The following is a 14985-nucleotide window of genomic DNA, read 5'->3' as shown; positions in this document are numbered from 1 at the left end:
CGTCACCGAAAGCCCTGTCCGTTTTCAGGGATAGATTTTTTCGCCGCGCTTGAGCATGTCGAAAAACTTCAGCAGCCGGCGTTCGCGTGTCTCCGCTTTCTTGGCGGTTTGCAGCCTGAACAAGATCGCGAAGCGGTTACGCGAATCCAGTGATTCGAAGAAGGCTTTGGCTTTCACGCTCTTTTTGAGCAATGCCGTCAGGTCGTCCGGCACCGTCATCTTGCTCTGCGCGTCATACGCCGCATCCCAGCGGCCGTCCGCTTTCGCGCGCTCAACTTCAACCAGGCCGGCCGGTTGCATGTCCCCGGATTCGATCAGCGCCAGCGCCTTGGCGCAGTTGACCTTGGACCAGGTGCTGCGGGCGCGGCGCGGGGTGAACTTCTGCAAAAAGTATTGCGCGTCCATGGAATTTCTCTGGCCGTCGATCCAGCCGTAGCAGAGCGCGGCATGCAGCGCTTCTGCGTTGGTGACAGAGGCGATGCCCGAATCCTTCTTGGCGATCTGCAGCCAGACACCGGGGCTGCCGGCATGGTGTTTGGCCAGCCATTTCTGGAAGGCCTGGGTGTCTTTGCAGCGTACGGTGGCAAGCGGGGCGGCAGGGGTTTTGGCAGGGGTAGGCATGGCGCATTTTGCGTGACGCGCTGGCCCCACCGCAAGCTGCAGTGGGCACCCGCTAAAACATCTGCTATGAATTCAGTAGCGATACGTCCATATGAGGCAATGGCTGCAGCCTGTTTTGGCATAAAAAAACCACCCGGAGGTGGTTTTTGAAGAGCGAACCGGCTTTACTGCGTGATGTAGTCCGACACCACTTTCCAGCGCGCGTCCTGCAGGACCGACAGCCGCGACTGGTTGTTGCCCAGCCGCTTTTGCGGGCCGAACTTGCCTTCGGAGCTGCCAAAGATGTCGGGCGGGTAGACCATGGTGTCCATGGCCTTGATGAAGCTGTCGGTCGAAAGGTTGGCGCCGGCTTTTTCCGATGCGCGCAGGAAGCTGTCGATCACCGTGTAGCCGTAGACCGAGAACACCGTCGGGTCTTCATTGAAGGCGGTCTTGTACTTGTTGGCCCAGAAGCGGATGGGCTGCGAGGCCTCGTCCAGGTAGGGGTTTTGCACCGTCATCGTGGCGTAGAGGCCGTCCATGGCCTTGCCGCCCAGCTTATGAATCAGGTCGGTGTACGCCGCGCTGGAGCCGAGGAAGACCGGGTTGTAGCCCAGCTTGCGCGCGGTGCCGATGCCGCCTATGGTCTCGCGGATGATGGTGCCCAGCACCACCAGGTCGCATTCAGAGGCCTTGAGCTTGGCGATTTGAGACGAAAAGTCCGTCGCGCCGCGCTTGAAGGAGGTCTTCTCGACCATGGTCATGCCGATGGTCTTGAGGCCGTCATCGGCGCCGCGCTGCACCTCCAGGCCGAACTCGTCGTCCTGGTACATCGAGCAGACCTTCTTGGCGTTCTTTTCCTTCACCAGCTTGGGCACGGCGGCCTTCATCTGGTCGTAGTAGGTGGCGGCGAATGAGTACTTGAGCTTGTGGAAGGGCTCGTACATTTCGCGCGCAGCCGTCACCGGGAAGAAGTTGATGACGTTTTTCTCGAACTGCACCGGCATGGCGGCCAGGTTCTGCGCCGTGCCCAGGTGGCCCACCATCGCGAAGATCTTGTCCTGGTTCACCAGCTTTTGCGCCGCCAGCACCGCTTTCTTCGGGTCATAGCCCGAGTCCTCGACGATCAGCTTGACCTTGCGGCCGTTGATGCCGCCTTGCTCATTGAGCTCGTTGACGCGCAGCATCATGCCGTTGCGGATCTGCTTGCCGAAGCCCGCCAGCGGCCCCGACAAATCCTGGATGGAGCCCAGCGTGATCTCGGTTTTGCTGACACCCTGGCTTTGCGCCTGCGCGGTAGCGGCCGACAAGGCGGCTGCACAGGCCAGCGCGCAGAGGACGGCGGTTGACTTCGGTTTCATGGTTTTGTCTCCTGTAAAGGTTCTTGGCTCTTGTTCACTCGACGTACGGTAATCAGTACATGGCCTCTATTTGCGGGGCGTATTTTTGTTCTACGAGCTTGCGCTTGAGCTTCATGGTCGGCGTGAGTTCTTCGTCCTCCGCCGTGAGCTGCGTGTCGAGCAGGAAAAATTTCTTGATCTGCTCGACCCGCGCAAACTTCTTGTTGACCCGGTCGATCTCCCACTGGATCAATTCTTGCACTTCGGTTGCCCGCGTCAAGCTGGCGTAATTACTGAAGGGTATGTCCGCATCCTGGGCGAATTTCTCGACGTTTTCCTGGTCGATCATGATGATGACCGTGAGGTAGGCGCGCTTGTCGCCGATGACCACCGCGTCGGTGATGTAGGGCGAGAACTTGAGCTCGTTCTCCAGCTCGCTGGGCGTGACGTTCTTGCCGCCGGCGGTGATGATGATGTCCTTCATCCGGTCGGTGATACGGAAAAACCCTTGCTCGTCCATCACGCCCACGTCGCCGGTATGCAGCCAGCCTTCGGCATCGATCGTCTCGGCGGTTTTTTCAGGCTGGTTCAGGTAGCCCATGAAGACATTGGTACCGCGAACCAGGATCTCGCCGGTGGCCGGGTCCAGCCGCATCTCGTTGTAGCCGGCGGCCGGGCCGATGGAGCCGGGCCGCATGCAGCTGGCCGGCACACCGCTGGCGGCGCCGCAGGTTTCCGTCATGCCCCAGACCTCGAGCATGGGAACGCCCAGCGCCATGTACCACTTCACCAGGTCCGGTGAAATCGGCGCTGCGCCTGTGACGCAAAAACGCGCCTTGTGGATGCCGATCAGCTTGCGTGTATTGTTCAGCGCCAGCCAGCGCGCCAGCGTGAACTGGGCCTTGAGCACGCCGCTGACGCGCCGGCCCTCCAGCACCGTGTCGGCAATGCGCATGCCCACGCCGATGCTCCAGCCGTAGGCACGCTGTTGCAGCCAGCTGGCTTCCTTCAGCGCGATCATCACGCCGGAGTAAAACTTCTCCCACACGCGCGGCACGGCGGTGAAGACGGTGGGCGCGATCTCCCGCACGTTTTCCGGAATGGTCTCGGGGTTCTCGACAAAGTTGAGTTTGGCACCCGCGTACATCGCAAAGTACTCGCCGCCCATGCGCTCGGCGATGTGGCACAGCGGCAAAAAGCACATGCGCTCGTCGTCTTCGTTTTGCGCCACCAGCGTGTTGTAGCCGCGCGCGGTGAACACCAGGCCGCGCTGGCTGTGCATCGCGCCTTTCGGTTTGCCGGTGGTGCCTGAGGTGTAGACCAGAATGGCCAGGTCCTCGGGTTTGCAGGCGGCGGCGCTGTCTTTCACGGCATCAGGGTGGTCGGCCAGGTAGCTGCGGCCCAGCGCGCGCAGCTCGCCCAGCCCCATCACGCCGGGGTCGTTGAGGTCGCGCAGGCCTTCGGTGTCGAACACGATGATCTTGCGCAGCAGCGGCAATTGCGGCCGCACTTCCAGCGCCTTGTCGAGCTGCTCGTCGTCTTCGACAAACAGCATCGTGCTGCGGGAGTCTTCACAGAGGTAGTGCACCTGCGATGCGGCGTCGGTGGGGTAAATGCCGCTGCAGACACCGCCGCAGCTGAGCACCGCCAGGTCGGCCAGCACCCACTCGATCACGGTGTTGGAAAGGATGGAAGCGCATTCGCCGCGCGCAAAGCCCAGCGCCTGCAGGCCGGCGGCGATCTCGCGCACTGCATCGCCGGTTTGCGTCCACGTCCAGCTGCGCCAGATGCCGAGCTTTTTCTGACGCATCCACGTTTTGTGGCTGCGCTTCTCCACCGCGTTCCAGAAGACGGCAGGGATGGTGTCGCCCGGCATGACGATGGCATGCTCGGGCTGAATGTGGCTCAGATCCCAAAGATTGCTCATTCGAAACTCCAATGCCGAAACACAACATGCTCAATGCAAGGATGCCGCGGAACCGGCTTTGCCGGGCCGCCAGCATCGCCCCCCAGTGGGGGGGGGAGGCCGAAGGCCGATTCAGGGGGCGTATTTCTCATCGCCAGGTTTTCTTTTTCTTCCAGCGCCGCTCGCCTCGCACGCCGTCTTCCTTCATGCCGAGGTAGAACTCCTTGATGTCGTCCTTCTCGCGCAGTCGGGCGCAGGTGTCTTCCATCACGATGCGGCCGTTTTCCAGCACATAGCCGTAGTCCGACGCGTTGAGCGCCATGTTGGCGTTTTGCTCGACCAGCAGGATGGTGGTGCCGCGTTCGCGGTTGATGCGCACCACGATCTCGAATATTTCCTTGGTGAGCTTTGGTGAGAGGCCCAGGCTGGGCTCGTCCAGCAGCATGAGGTCGGGCGAGGCCATGAGCGCGCGCGAGATCGCCAGCATTTGTTGCTGGCCGCCCGAGAGCAGGCCGGCATCCTGCAAGGCGCGCTCTTTCAGGATGGGGAAGTAGCCGTACACCGCCTCCATGTCGAGCGCCACGCCGTCGCGGTCCTTGCGGGTGTAGGCGCCCATCAGGAGGTTGTCGCGCACGCTCAGCAGCGGAAACACTTCGCGGCCTTCGGGCACGTGGCTCAAGCCTTGCTGCACGATCAGCGCCGGGTCTTGCGCCGTGATGTCCTGGCCCTTGAACTCGATGGAGCCTTTGCGCGGATCGAGAATGCCCGAGATGGTTTTGAGGATGGTGGACTTGCCCGCGCCGTTGGAGCCCAGCACGGTGGCGATCTCGCTGCGGCGCACCTGCAGGCTCACGCCGCGAATCGCCTTGATCGGGCCGTAGGCGCTCTCGACATTGAGGAGCTTCAGGACGGGCTGGTCGCTCACAGGTGGAGGTGTCGCACTCATGCGCTCCTCCGCAAAGAAGTCACTTCATCAACGGAGCCAAGATAGGCTTCGACCACACCCGGATCATTCTGCACTTCACGCGGCGTACCGACAGCCAGCACCTCGCCCTGGTTCATGGCCAGCACACGGTCGGACACGCGTGAGACGAGCGACATGTCGTGCTCGACCATCAACACCGTGATACCCAGCTCGTGCTGGATGTCCTGGATCCAGAAGGCCATGTCGCCTGTTTCTTCGACGTTGAGGCCGGAAGAGGGTTCGTCGAGCAGCAGCAGTTGCGGCTCGGTGCACAGTGCCCGCGCCAGCTCGACCACTTTGCGTACGCCGTAAGGCAGGCCTGCCACCATCGAATCGCGGTGGTGTTGCAGGTCTAGGAAGTCGATCACCTGCTCGGCTTTCTCGCGCGCCAGCAACTCGGCCTCACGCGCCCTGGCGGTGAAAAACAGGTCATGCAGCAAGCCGGTCTTCCGGTGCGTGTGCCGGCCGATCAGCAGGTTGTGCAGCACGGTCGCATGCTCAAACAGCTCGATGTTCTGGAAGGTGCGCGCAATGCCCAGCGAGGCGATCTTGTGCGGCGGCTGGTGGGTGAGTTTTTCGCCGCGGTATTCAATCTCGCCCGTGGTGGGCGTGTAGATACGGCTGATCAGATTGAACACCGTGGTCTTGCCCGCGCCATTGGGGCCGATCAGCGTGAAGACTTCGCCCTGCTTGACGTCAAAGCTCACGTTGTTGACGGCCAGCACGCCGCCGAAGCGCACGCTGAGGTTTTTGGCGGAAAGGAGTGTTGTGCTCATTTCAGGCGGTCCGACTTCTGGAACGATTTCTGCCGTTTAAAGAGCCCTTTTCGGTAGAAAGGAAAGAGCTGCAAATAAGTGCGAATCTTCAGCCAGCGGCCGTACAGCCCCATCGGTTCAAACAGCACAAAGGCAATCAGCACAATGCCGTAGACCGCCGCCTGAAGGCCCGGTGCCTGGCCAATGGTGGCGGGCAAATAGTCTTTGGTCAGGCCAATGACTTGCGGCATCGAAATCAAAAAGATGGCGCCCAGGAAAGCGCCATGCACCGAGCCCACGCCGCCGATCACGATCATCAAGAGCAGGTCGATGGACTGCAGGATGTTGAACTGGTCGGGCGAGATGAACTGCAGCTTGTGCGCATAGAGCGCACCGGCCACGCCCGCCAGCGCGGCCGACAGCGCAAACGACAGCGTCTTGTAGCGCGCCAGGTGGATGCCCATGCTCTGGGCCGAAATCTCGGAATCGCGGATCGCGACAAAAGCCCGGCCCGTGGGCGAGCGCAGCAAATTGAGGATGCCCAGCGTCGCGGCCACGGTGATGATGAGGCAGAGGAAATAAAACGACTCGCCGCTGGCCAGCTTCCAGCCGAACATGTCGGGCACCTTGATGTGGATGCCGGCATTGCCGCCGGTGACGCGCTCCCAGCGTGCAAAGACTTCTTCCACAATGAAGCCGAAGGACAGTGTGGCCATGCCGAGGTAAATGCCCTTCACGCGCAGCGCGGGCAAGCCCACGACCAGGCCCACAGCGGCCGACAAGCCCGCAGCGCAGGCCAGTGCGATAGGGAAGGGCAGGCCCGCATTGGTGAGTACCGCTTGCGTGTAGGCGCCGACGCCCAGGAAAGCCGCATGCCCCAAAGAGAAAAGGCCGGTAAAACCCGCCAGCAGCATCAGGCCCAGGCCGGCGATGGAATAAATCATCACGAAGGTGAGTTGCGCCAGCCAGTATTCGGGAAAGATCCAGGGCGCTGCGAGCAGTAACAGCAATAGCGCGCCGTACCAGAAAACATGGCCGGGGTGCTTTGCCAGATTGAGATCCTGGCCGTAGTCAGTTTTGAAAATAAAGCGCATTAGAAGGCTCCCCCCCGAAGCGCCTTCGGCGCTCCCCCCTCAGGGGGCGCCACTGGCGGCCCGGCAAAGCCGGTTCCGCGGTGGCCTGGCTCGACGGGACAGAACGCGTGAACCTGTTCGTGCTTCATACTTTTTTTCTTAACTTCTCGCCGAACAGGCCGCTGGGCTTGACCATCAGCATGATGAGCACCACCACATACGCAGCGATGTCCTTGAAGCCGTCGGGCAAGTAAAAACCCGAGAACGATTCGACCAGGCCGATGACCAGCCCGCCCACAATCGCGCCGGGCAGGCTGCCGAAGCCGCCCACCACTGCAGCCGGGAAAGCCTTGAGCCCGATAAAGCCCATGTTGGCGTGCACAAAGGTGATGGGCGCGAGCAGGAGGCCGGCAATCGCCGCGACGGCCGAGGCCAGCGCCCACACCAGGCCGTTAAGCCGCTTGACGGGAATACCCATGTAGTACGCGGCCAGCTGGTTTTGCGACGACGCCTGCATCGCGATGCCCAGCTTGCTGTACTTGAACATCGCAAACAGGATCAGGCACAGCACCGCGGTGGTGACGATGATGGCGACCTGCTCGACGTTGATGACCAGCGTGCCCAGGCTCCAGATCTGGTCTTTGTAGGGCACGGGCAGCACATAGGTTTCGGTGCCGATGCCGGGAATCATGGTGATCAGGCCGCGCGCCGTGTAGCCCACGCCGATGGTGAGCATCACGATGGAAAACGCGGGCTGGCCAAGGATGGGTCGTATCACCAGGCGCTCCAGCGCCATGCCGAAAAGCGCCATGCCCGCAATCGCGCTGATCACCGCCAGCCAGAAGGGAAAACCCAGCAAGGTCATGCAGGCCAGGCCGCCAAATGCCCCCAGCATCATCAGCTCGCCCTGCGCGAAGCTGACCGTCTCGGTGGCTTTGTAGATGAGGACAAAGCCCAGCGCGATCAGCCCGTAGATGCAGCCTTGGGCAATACCGCTGATGAGCAGCTGCAGAAATTGCACGTAGCGGTCTCCCTTGGTTGTTAGCCAAGTTATAGCTGTCACCTACAGGTCTGTCGCTAGGGGTTGTTCCGAATACGTGTCGCATACGCGATCAAGCGTAATCCCTAGATGCAAGGAAATGTTCGTATCGGTGCGGGCCTGGGTTTCTACGGTGACGCGTGGGAGCCCGTGGCCGCAAGCATTGAGCGCGGTGGTGTGCACTACATCGCAAGCGACCATCTCGCCGAGTTGACGCTGGCCATTCTGCAGAAGGACCGGCAGCGTGACCCCTCGCTCGGTTATGCGCGCGACGTGGTCCCCATGTTGATGAAGCTGTGGCCGTTGATGCAGGCGCTCAGTGTCAAGTTCATTTGCAACGCGGGCGGGCTCAATCCCGCCGGTGCAGGTGCCGCATTGCGCGCGGCGTTTGCGGCGAAAGGCTGGAAGGCGCGCATCGCGGTGGTCACGGGTGACGACGTGTTGCCGCAGCTTGGGGCCATTGCGCCGCCGCATATGTTTAATGGCCAGGCTTTTGAGTCCGTGCGCGAGCGCATGGTGTTTGCCAATGCTTACGTGGGTGCGCGGCCTATCGTGTCGGCGCTGCAGCAGGACGCGGACATCGTCGTCACCGGGCGCGTGGCCGATGCGGCGCTGTTCCTTGCGCCGCTGGTGCATGAATTCAACTGGAAACTGGAAGACGCCAAAACATCCACCGAACTGGACCGGCTTGCGCAAGGCCTGGCGGTAGGGCATTTGCTCGAATGCTCGGGCCAGGGCAGCGGCGGCAACTTCGGCAGCCAGCAGGCGTGGAAGGCGATCCCTGACCTGGCGCACATCGGCTACCCGATTGCCGAGGTCAGCGAGGACGGCAGTGCGCTGATCACCAAGGCGCCGGGCACGGGCGGGCGCGTCAACTTCGACACCGTGCGCCAGCAGCTGCTGTATGAAGTGCATGACCCGGCGCACTATGCCTCGCCCGATGTGGTGATGGATTTGTCGGCCGTGCGGCTGGAGGACCTGGGCCACGATGCTGTGCGCATGACGGGCGTGCGCGGCCACGCGCGGCCCGCGCAGCTTAAAGTGGTGGGCGGGTTCCGTGACGGCTACAAGGCCGAAGTCACCTGGGGCTTTAGCTGGCCCGACGCGCATGACAAGGCGCTGGCAGCGGTGGAGATGGTGAAGGCGCAACTGGCCGATAAACGCATGGCGCATGACGAGCTGTTTGTGGAGTTCCCGGGGCTTAACTCCGCGCACGGCCCGCTCGCGCCGCTCCCCGCACCCGAAGTGCTGGCGGAGCTCAACGAGGTCTGGGTGCGGCTGGTGGTCCGGACGCGGGACAAGGCCGTGGCCGACGGCTTTGGCCGCCTGTTCCCATGGATGGCCTTGAGCGGGCCGGCCTACACATGCGGCTTTCACGGGCTGAACAACAGCAGTGAGCTGCTGGGCATCTGGCCTGCGCTGATGGATCGCGGCGCTGTCGAAGCGGCGCTGCGTGTGGAGGTGCTGCAATCATGAAAGTGCCACTGGTGAAACTCGCGCATGCGCGCAGCGGCGACAAGGCCGACTGGGTGGACTTTGGCCTCTTTGCCTGGAACGAAGCCGGCTACCGGCTGCTGGAGCGCGAGGTGACGGCCGAACGCGTGCAGGCGCACTTCGCGCCGTGGCTTCCCGGCGATGTGGTGTGCTGGCGCTTGCCGAACATCCTGGCGCTCAAGCTGGTGCTGAAGGGCGCGCTGCAAGGCGGCGGCGCGCGCAACCTGCGCATGGACAACCTGGGCAAGGCCATGGCGGCGGCCCTGCTGCGCATGGAAATAGAGGTGAGCCCTGAAGAACTCGCCGAAGCCGTCGCCGCGCCGCGCGTGGGGTGGTGGCCGGATTGAACGAAATCGGGCTCTAGCCCATGTAGTACTTGGGCAATAAGCTATTAAATTGATAGCAATTCAGCCGGAAACCTTAGTCTTTGGCAATCTTGCGCGGCTTGCCGAAATCGTCGATCGCCACATAGGTCAGGCTGGCTTCCGTGACCTTGATGTAGCGGCCCTGCGCGCGAAAGCGTTCGGCATACACCTCGACCTGCACCGTGATCGACGTGGTGCCGATGCGCGTGAGGCTGGAGAAAAACGAGAGGATGTCGCCGACGCGCACCGGCTGCTTGAAGATGAACTGGTTGACGGCCACGGTGGCCAGCCGCCCGTCGACATGGCGGGCCGGCACCACGGAGCCGGCCAGGTCGACCTGCGCCATGACCCAGCCGCCGAAGATGTCGCCGTTGGCGTTGCAGTCGGCCGGCATGGGGATGACCTTGAGCACCAGCTCCTTGTCGGTGGGCAACTGGACGTTCAGGGCGTCGTCGGCGTGAATGTCCGTATGGGCGCTTGATTCGGTAGACATAGGCACAATCTGAAGTCAAAAAGTAAGTTATTACAACAACTCCACGATTGTCCCTCATGCGCTCCCGAGCTTCCGCTGCCGATTCTTCCCTTGCCGTTCCTGCGGCCGCAACCGTACCGGGTGCCGGCAAGGCGCCGGCGCTGCAGCGCTCGGACTTTGCCACGCTCAAACGCCTCTTTCCCTACCTGTGGGAGTACAAATGGCGTGTGGTCGCGGCCCTGGGCTTCATGGTCGGCGCCAAGATGGCCAATGTGGGCGTGCCGCTCCTGCTGAAGAACCTGGTCGACGCCATGAACATCAAGGCGGGCGACACGCAGGCGGTGCTGGTGGTGCCGGTGGCGCTGCTGCTCGGCTACGGCCTGCTGCGCCTGTCCACTACGCTGTTCGCCGAACTGCGCGAGCTGGTGTTTGCCAAGGCCACCGAAGGTGCGGCGCGGCGGATTTCGCTGGAGGTGTTTCGCCACCTGCATGCGCTCAGCCTGCGCTTTCACCTGGAGCGGCAAACCGGCGGCATGACGCGCGACATCGAGCGCGGCACGCGCGGCGTGCATTCGCTGATTTCGTATTCGCTCTACAGCATCATCCCGACACTCATCGAAGTGACGCTGGTGCTCACGCTGCTGGCGGTGAAGTTTGATGTCTGGTTTGCCGGCATCACCGGCATCGCGCTGGTGTTTTATATCTTCTTCACCGTCACGGTGACGGAATGGCGTACGCAATTCCGCAAAGCCATGAACGAGCTGGACTCGTCGGCCCACAGCCGCGCGATCGACTCGCTGCTGAACTACGAGACCGTCAAGTACTTCAACAACGAAGAGTTCGAAGCCGCCCGGTACGACGAAAACCTGCTGCGCTACCGGCGCGCCGCCATCAAGAGCCAGAACACGCTGAGCCTGCTCAACACCGGCCAGCAGCTCATCATTGCGATTGCGCTGGTGGCCATGCTGTGGCGCGCCACGCAGGGCGTGGTCGCCGGCCACATGACGCTGGGCGACCTGGTGATGGTCAACGCCTTCATGATCCAGCTCTACATCCCGCTGGGTTTCCTCGGCGTGATCTACCGCGAGATCAAGCAGAGCCTGACTGACCTGGAAAAGATGTTCACGCTGATGGAAAAAGAGCGTGAGATTGCCGACGAGCCGGGCGCGCAGCCTATCGTCATCGGCGATTCACCGGAGGTGCGCTTTGAGAACGTCAACTTTGCCTACGACCCGGCGCGGCCCATCCTGCACAACGTGAGTTTTGAAATCCCGCCGGGCAAGACGGTGGCGGTGGTGGGTTCTTCGGGCGCGGGCAAGTCCACGCTGGCGCGCCTGCTCTACCGTTTTTACGACGTGAGCAACCACGCTGAAGGCGGGCGCATCACCATCGCGGGGCAGGACATCAAACAGGTGACGCAATCGAGCGTGCGCCAGTCGATCGGCATCGTGCCGCAAGACACCGTGCTCTTTAACGACACGGTGGAATACAACATTGCCTATGGCAAGCCGGGCGCCACGCATGCCGAGGTCGAAGAGGCCGCGCGCTCGGCACGCATCCACAGCTTCATCGTCTCGACGCCTGCCGGCTACCAGACCATGGTGGGCGAGCGCGGCCTGAAGCTCTCGGGCGGGGAGAAGCAGCGTGTGGCGATTGCGCGCACCCTGCTGAAAAACCCGCCCGTGGTGATTTTTGACGAGGCCACTTCGGCGCTGGACTCGGCCAATGAGCGCGCGATACAGACCGAGCTGCGCGCCGCCGCGCAAAACAAGACCACGCTGGTGATTGCCCACCGGCTCTCCACCGTGGTCGATGCGCACGAGATTCTGGTGATGGACGCCGGGCGCATCGTGGAGCGCGGCACGCATCCCCAGCTGCTGGCGATGGAAGGCGCGTATGCGCGCATGTGGGCGCTGCAGCAGAGTTCCGCCGAGGATTGATGGTTTTCGCGGGAGACAGGGCGCCGGTTTTTTTATTTACATGGGTAGGGAATCTGTAATTTCTTGAAGACGCGAATAGTGGTGCGCATTTCAGCGCTTGGGGTGATGGATTCAGGGACTGTTTGAGAGGGAAGCGGCCGGTTTCGCAAGCCCTGCCGGCAAGAGCTCGGCCGGTGCCGCGCACCACCACTGGCTATGGAATCCCCGTACATCGAATTACTACAGCGACTTGCATAATCGGCTCCATGGAAACCAAATGGCTGGAAGATTTCGTGAGCCTGGCTGAAACCCGCAGTTTCAGCCGCTCCGCCCAACTGCGTCATGTCACCCAGCCCGCGTTTTCAAGGCGCATCCAGGCGCTGGAAGCCTGGGCCGGCACCGACCTGGTCGACCGCAGCTCCTATCCCACCCGCCTCACGCCGGCCGGCGAGACGCTCTACAGCCAGTCGCTTGAAATGCTGCAAGGCCTGCAGTCCACCCGGGCGATGCTGCGCGGCCATACCTCGGCCGGGCAGGATGTCATTGAATTTGCGGTCCCGCACACGCTGGCGTTTACCTTTTTCCCGGCCTGGGTCAGCAGCCTGCGCGAGAAGTTCGGCCCCATCAAAAGCCGATTGATTGCGCTCAATGTGCACGACGCGGTGTTGCGGCTGGTCGAAGGCAGCTGCGACCTGCTGATCGCTTACTACCATGAGTCCCAGCCTTTCCAGCTGGATCCGGACCGCTATGAAATGGTGTCGCTGGGCCAGGAGATATTGGCGCCGTTTGTGCGGGCCAATGCGGCAGGCGAGCCCGAGTACATGCTGCCGGGGCGGGCAGGCCAGCTCCTGCCTTACCTGGGTTATGCGCCCGGTGCTTACCTGGGCCGCATGGTGGACATGCTTCTCAAGCAGTCCGCCACGGCGATTCACCTGGACCGCGTTTATGAGACCGATATGGCCGAGGGCCTCAAGGCGATGGCGCTGGAAGGCCACGGCATCGCGTTTTTGCCCTTGAGTGCCGTGAAGAAGGAACTGCGGGCCAAAAAACTCGTCAGCGCCGGCGGCAACCTGGAGATGACCATGGACGTGCGCGTGTACCGCGAGCGGCCTACCTCCAAGGAGTCCCCCAAGAGCCACGCCCAGGCCCTGTGGTCTTACCTGCAGGCCCAGGCCGACAGCAAGGACAAAACCGGCGCACGCACCCACCTGCTGGGCAGTACGCGGTAGGCGATGCCGGCTTAAATGCGGGCGACCGGGGCGGGTCCCTGTACGACTGGCCAGAGGGCTGCCAAAGGGCGACTAGTAGTTACCCTAAGTGGTTATAAGAAAAATGCATAGAAGATCGATGAATCAGCATTGGTGTTTTCGGACCCGCAAACATACAGTTCGTCACATTCCAATCCTGATGGTTGCCTGTGCTCCCTGATTCATCCCCCGCTCCCAACGCACTCGCCTCCAAACCAGCGGCGGGGACCCGCACCGAGCACGACTTTCTCGGTGAAAAGCAGATTCCTTCAGCGGCCTATTGGGGTGTGCATACGGCGCGCGCGGTCGAAAACTTCCCCATCTCCGGCACCCGCATCTCGGCCATGCCCGACCTGATTCGCGCGCTGGGCTTCGTCAAGAAGGCCGCCGCCCGCACCAACCAGCAACTGGGCGCACTGGACGCCAAACGCGCCGCCGTCATCATGGCGGCTTGCGACGACCTGATTGCCGGCAAGCATCACGCCGAATTTGTGGTTGACGTGATCCAGGGCGGCGCCGGTACGTCCACCAATATGAATGCCAATGAGGTCATCGCCAACCTCGCACTGGAAAAAATGGGCCTTGAAAAAGGCCGCTACGACGCATTGCATCCCAACGACCACGTCAACGCCTCGCAAAGCACCAACGATGTCTATCCCACGGCCGTGCGCATTGCCCTGTGGTTTGCCATCGAGCGCCTGCTGGCGTCCATAGCCATCCTGCGCACCGGCTTTGAAGCCAAGGCGCACGAGTTCAAGGACATCCTGAAAATCGGCCGCACCCAGCTGCAGGACGCCGTCCCCATGACCCTGGGCCAGGAATTCATGACCTACGCCGTCATGATCGGCGAGGACGAAGCCCGCTTGCGGGAAGCGCGCGCGCTGATCCAGGAAATCAACCTGGGCGCCACGGCCATCGGCACCGGCATCAATGCCCCGGCCGACTACGCCGACATGGCCTGCCGATACCTGGCGGAGGAAAGCGGCATTCCGGTTGAAAAAGCCGTCAACCTGATCGAAGCCACACAGGACACCGGCGCATTTGTGCAGCTTTCCGGCGTGCTCAAGCGCGTGGCCACCAAGCTCAGCAAGATTTGTAACGACCTTCGCCTGCTGTCCAGCGGCCCGCAAGCCGGCTTTGGCGACATCCGGCTGCCGCCGCGCCAGGCCGGTTCCTCCATCATGCCCGGCAAGGTGAACCCGGTGATTCCCGAGGTGATGAACCAGGTCGCTTTTGAAGTGATCGGCAATGACATGACCGTCACCATGGCGTCCGAAGCGGGGCAACTGCAGCTCAATGCCTTCGAACCCATCATGGGCTGGAGCCTTTTCAAGAGTATTGAGCACTTGAGCCAGGCCTGCCTCACGCTACAGGCCAACTGTGTTTCAGGCATTGAGGCCAACCGCGAACTGCTGGCCAGGCGGGTGCGCGAATCGGTCACGCTGGTGACCGCGCTCAACCCCATCATCGGCTACGAAAAAGCGGCGCTGATTGCCAAGACCGCCATCGCCACCGGTGCACCGATTGCCGAGATTGCCGAGTCGCTGGGCATCATGACGCAGGCTGAGGTCGAGGCGCTGCTGGTGCCCGACAAGCTGACGCAGCCCTTGCGGCTGGTCGTCTGATCACCCCGCTGGCATAAAGACTGCTTACATCTGCCGTATAGTCTCGGACTTTTATGTGTGCACCATTTTGGAAAACCCTGGAAACAGCCGTTGCCGCATCGGGTTTCACTCAAAACACTCCCCAATATCGTTTCACACAGCCACCTGCAGTCCACTTTCCCCGTTTTAGAGGCCGGGTAAACCTAG

13 protein-coding genes are annotated in these 14985 nt (G+C 62.0%); 5 read left to right on the top strand and 8 right to left on the bottom strand.

The genetic code is table 11. From position 1 onward, the window contains the following. Positions 1 to 24: 24 nt before the first annotated feature. From DT070_RS03140 to DT070_RS03110, 7 genes are all read right to left on the bottom strand, one after another. Entirely contained in the window at positions 25 to 621 is a 597-nt protein-coding gene (locus DT070_RS03140; RefSeq protein ID WP_122954094.1) for a YdeI family protein, read from the bottom strand. A gap of 164 nt (positions 622 to 785) precedes the next feature. Then, positions 786 to 1961: an ABC transporter substrate-binding protein gene (locus DT070_RS03135; protein WP_194965965.1), complete on the bottom strand. Its 1176-nt coding sequence runs from the start codon at positions 1959 to 1961 to the stop codon at positions 786 to 788. A gap of 52 nt (positions 1962 to 2013) precedes the next feature. Further along, positions 2014 to 3867, bottom strand: coding sequence for a long-chain fatty acid--CoA ligase (locus tag DT070_RS03130; RefSeq protein ID WP_122954093.1), 1854 nt, complete (start codon positions 3865 to 3867; stop codon positions 2014 to 2016). 127 nt (positions 3868 to 3994) lie between these two features. After that, positions 3995 to 4792 (bottom strand): ABC transporter ATP-binding protein, encoded by a 798-nt coding sequence (locus DT070_RS03125; protein WP_122954092.1) that lies wholly within the window; start codon positions 4790 to 4792, stop codon positions 3995 to 3997. Beyond that, a complete protein-coding gene (locus DT070_RS03120; RefSeq protein WP_122954091.1) occupies positions 4789 to 5586 on the bottom strand; it encodes an ABC transporter ATP-binding protein in 798 nt (265 codons plus the stop codon). Before DT070_RS03120 ends, DT070_RS03125 begins: the two co-directional genes overlap by 4 nt. Next, positions 5583 to 6659 carry a branched-chain amino acid ABC transporter permease gene (locus DT070_RS03115; protein WP_122954090.1) on the bottom strand — a complete coding sequence of 359 codons (1077 nt, stop codon included), beginning with the start codon at positions 6657 to 6659 and terminating at the stop codon, positions 5583 to 5585. Before DT070_RS03115 ends, DT070_RS03120 begins: the two co-directional genes overlap by 4 nt. Before the next feature lie 124 nt (positions 6660 to 6783). Next, positions 6784 to 7659 carry a branched-chain amino acid ABC transporter permease gene (locus DT070_RS03110; RefSeq protein WP_122954089.1) on the bottom strand — a complete coding sequence of 292 codons (876 nt, stop codon included), beginning with the start codon at positions 7657 to 7659 and terminating at the stop codon, positions 6784 to 6786. A 108-nt stretch (positions 7660 to 7767) separates the two neighbouring features. Between DT070_RS03110 and DT070_RS03105 the strand changes: the two genes are divergently transcribed. Both DT070_RS03105 and DT070_RS03100 read left to right on the top strand, forming a co-directional pair. Further along, positions 7768 to 9153, top strand: coding sequence for an acyclic terpene utilization AtuA family protein (locus DT070_RS03105; RefSeq protein WP_122954088.1), 1386 nt, complete (start codon positions 7768 to 7770; stop codon positions 9151 to 9153). Beyond that, entirely contained in the window at positions 9150 to 9518 is a 369-nt protein-coding gene (locus DT070_RS03100; protein ID WP_122954087.1) for a hypothetical protein, read from the top strand. Before DT070_RS03105 ends, DT070_RS03100 begins: the two co-directional genes overlap by 4 nt. 73 nt (positions 9519 to 9591) lie before the next feature. On the opposite strand, the gene DT070_RS03095 is transcribed toward DT070_RS03100, so the two are convergent. Continuing rightward, complete coding sequence (locus tag DT070_RS03095) at positions 9592 to 10029, bottom strand: acyl-CoA thioesterase (protein WP_122954086.1); 438 nt, start codon at positions 10027 to 10029, stop codon at positions 9592 to 9594. A gap of 56 nt (positions 10030 to 10085) precedes the next feature. Between DT070_RS03095 and DT070_RS03090 the strand changes: the two genes are divergently transcribed. The 3 genes from DT070_RS03090 to DT070_RS03080 all read left to right on the top strand — a co-directional run bounded on the left by DT070_RS03090 (position 10086) and on the right by DT070_RS03080 (position 14799). After that, on the top strand, positions 10086 to 11948 hold the full coding sequence (locus tag DT070_RS03090) for an ABC transporter ATP-binding protein/permease (protein ID WP_122954085.1): 1863 nt from the start codon (positions 10086 to 10088) through the stop codon (positions 11946 to 11948). Between the two features lie 245 nt (positions 11949 to 12193). Continuing rightward, positions 12194 to 13156: a LysR substrate-binding domain-containing protein gene (locus DT070_RS03085; RefSeq protein WP_122954084.1), complete on the top strand. Its 963-nt coding sequence runs from the start codon at positions 12194 to 12196 to the stop codon at positions 13154 to 13156. Between the two features lie 188 nt (positions 13157 to 13344). Then, positions 13345 to 14799 carry an aspartate ammonia-lyase gene (locus DT070_RS03080; protein ID WP_122957223.1) on the top strand — a complete coding sequence of 485 codons (1455 nt, stop codon included), beginning with the start codon at positions 13345 to 13347 and terminating at the stop codon, positions 14797 to 14799. Positions 14800 to 14985 lie beyond the last annotated feature (186 nt).

It is taken from the genome of Polaromonas sp. SP1, assembly GCF_003711205.1.
Taxonomy (GTDB): Bacteria; Pseudomonadota; Gammaproteobacteria; order Burkholderiales; family Burkholderiaceae_C; genus Polaromonas.
Note: the sequence above shows the minus strand (reverse complement) of the source record. Positions and strands in the feature narration are given on the sequence as shown.

Excerpts from the sequence above, each read along its gene's own strand:
- DT070_RS03105 (WP_122954088.1), top strand. The coding sequence starts at position 7,768 with ATGCAAGGAAATGTTCGTATCGGTGCGGGCCTGGGTTTCTACGGTGAC.
- DT070_RS03085 (WP_122954084.1), top strand. The coding sequence starts at position 12,194 with ATGGAAACCAAATGGCTGGAAGATTTCGTGAGCCTGGCTGAAACCCGC.
- DT070_RS03090 (WP_122954085.1), top strand. The coding sequence starts at position 10,086 with ATGCGCTCCCGAGCTTCCGCTGCCGATTCTTCCCTTGCCGTTCCTGCG.
- DT070_RS03135 (WP_194965965.1), bottom strand. The coding sequence starts at position 1,961 with ATGAAACCGAAGTCAACCGCCGTCCTCTGCGCGCTGGCCTGTGCAGCC.
- DT070_RS03130 (WP_122954093.1), bottom strand. The coding sequence starts at position 3,867 with ATGAGCAATCTTTGGGATCTGAGCCACATTCAGCCCGAGCATGCCATC.
- DT070_RS03095 (WP_122954086.1), bottom strand. The coding sequence starts at position 10,029 with ATGTCTACCGAATCAAGCGCCCATACGGACATTCACGCCGACGACGCC.
- DT070_RS03115 (WP_122954090.1), bottom strand. The coding sequence starts at position 6,659 with ATGCGCTTTATTTTCAAAACTGACTACGGCCAGGATCTCAATCTGGCA.
- DT070_RS03120 (WP_122954091.1), bottom strand. The coding sequence starts at position 5,586 with ATGAGCACAACACTCCTTTCCGCCAAAAACCTCAGCGTGCGCTTCGGC.
- DT070_RS03140 (WP_122954094.1), bottom strand. The coding sequence starts at position 621 with ATGCCTACCCCTGCCAAAACCCCTGCCGCCCCGCTTGCCACCGTACGC.
- DT070_RS03125 (WP_122954092.1), bottom strand. The coding sequence starts at position 4,792 with ATGAGTGCGACACCTCCACCTGTGAGCGACCAGCCCGTCCTGAAGCTC.
- DT070_RS03100 (WP_122954087.1), top strand. The coding sequence starts at position 9,150 with ATGAAAGTGCCACTGGTGAAACTCGCGCATGCGCGCAGCGGCGACAAG.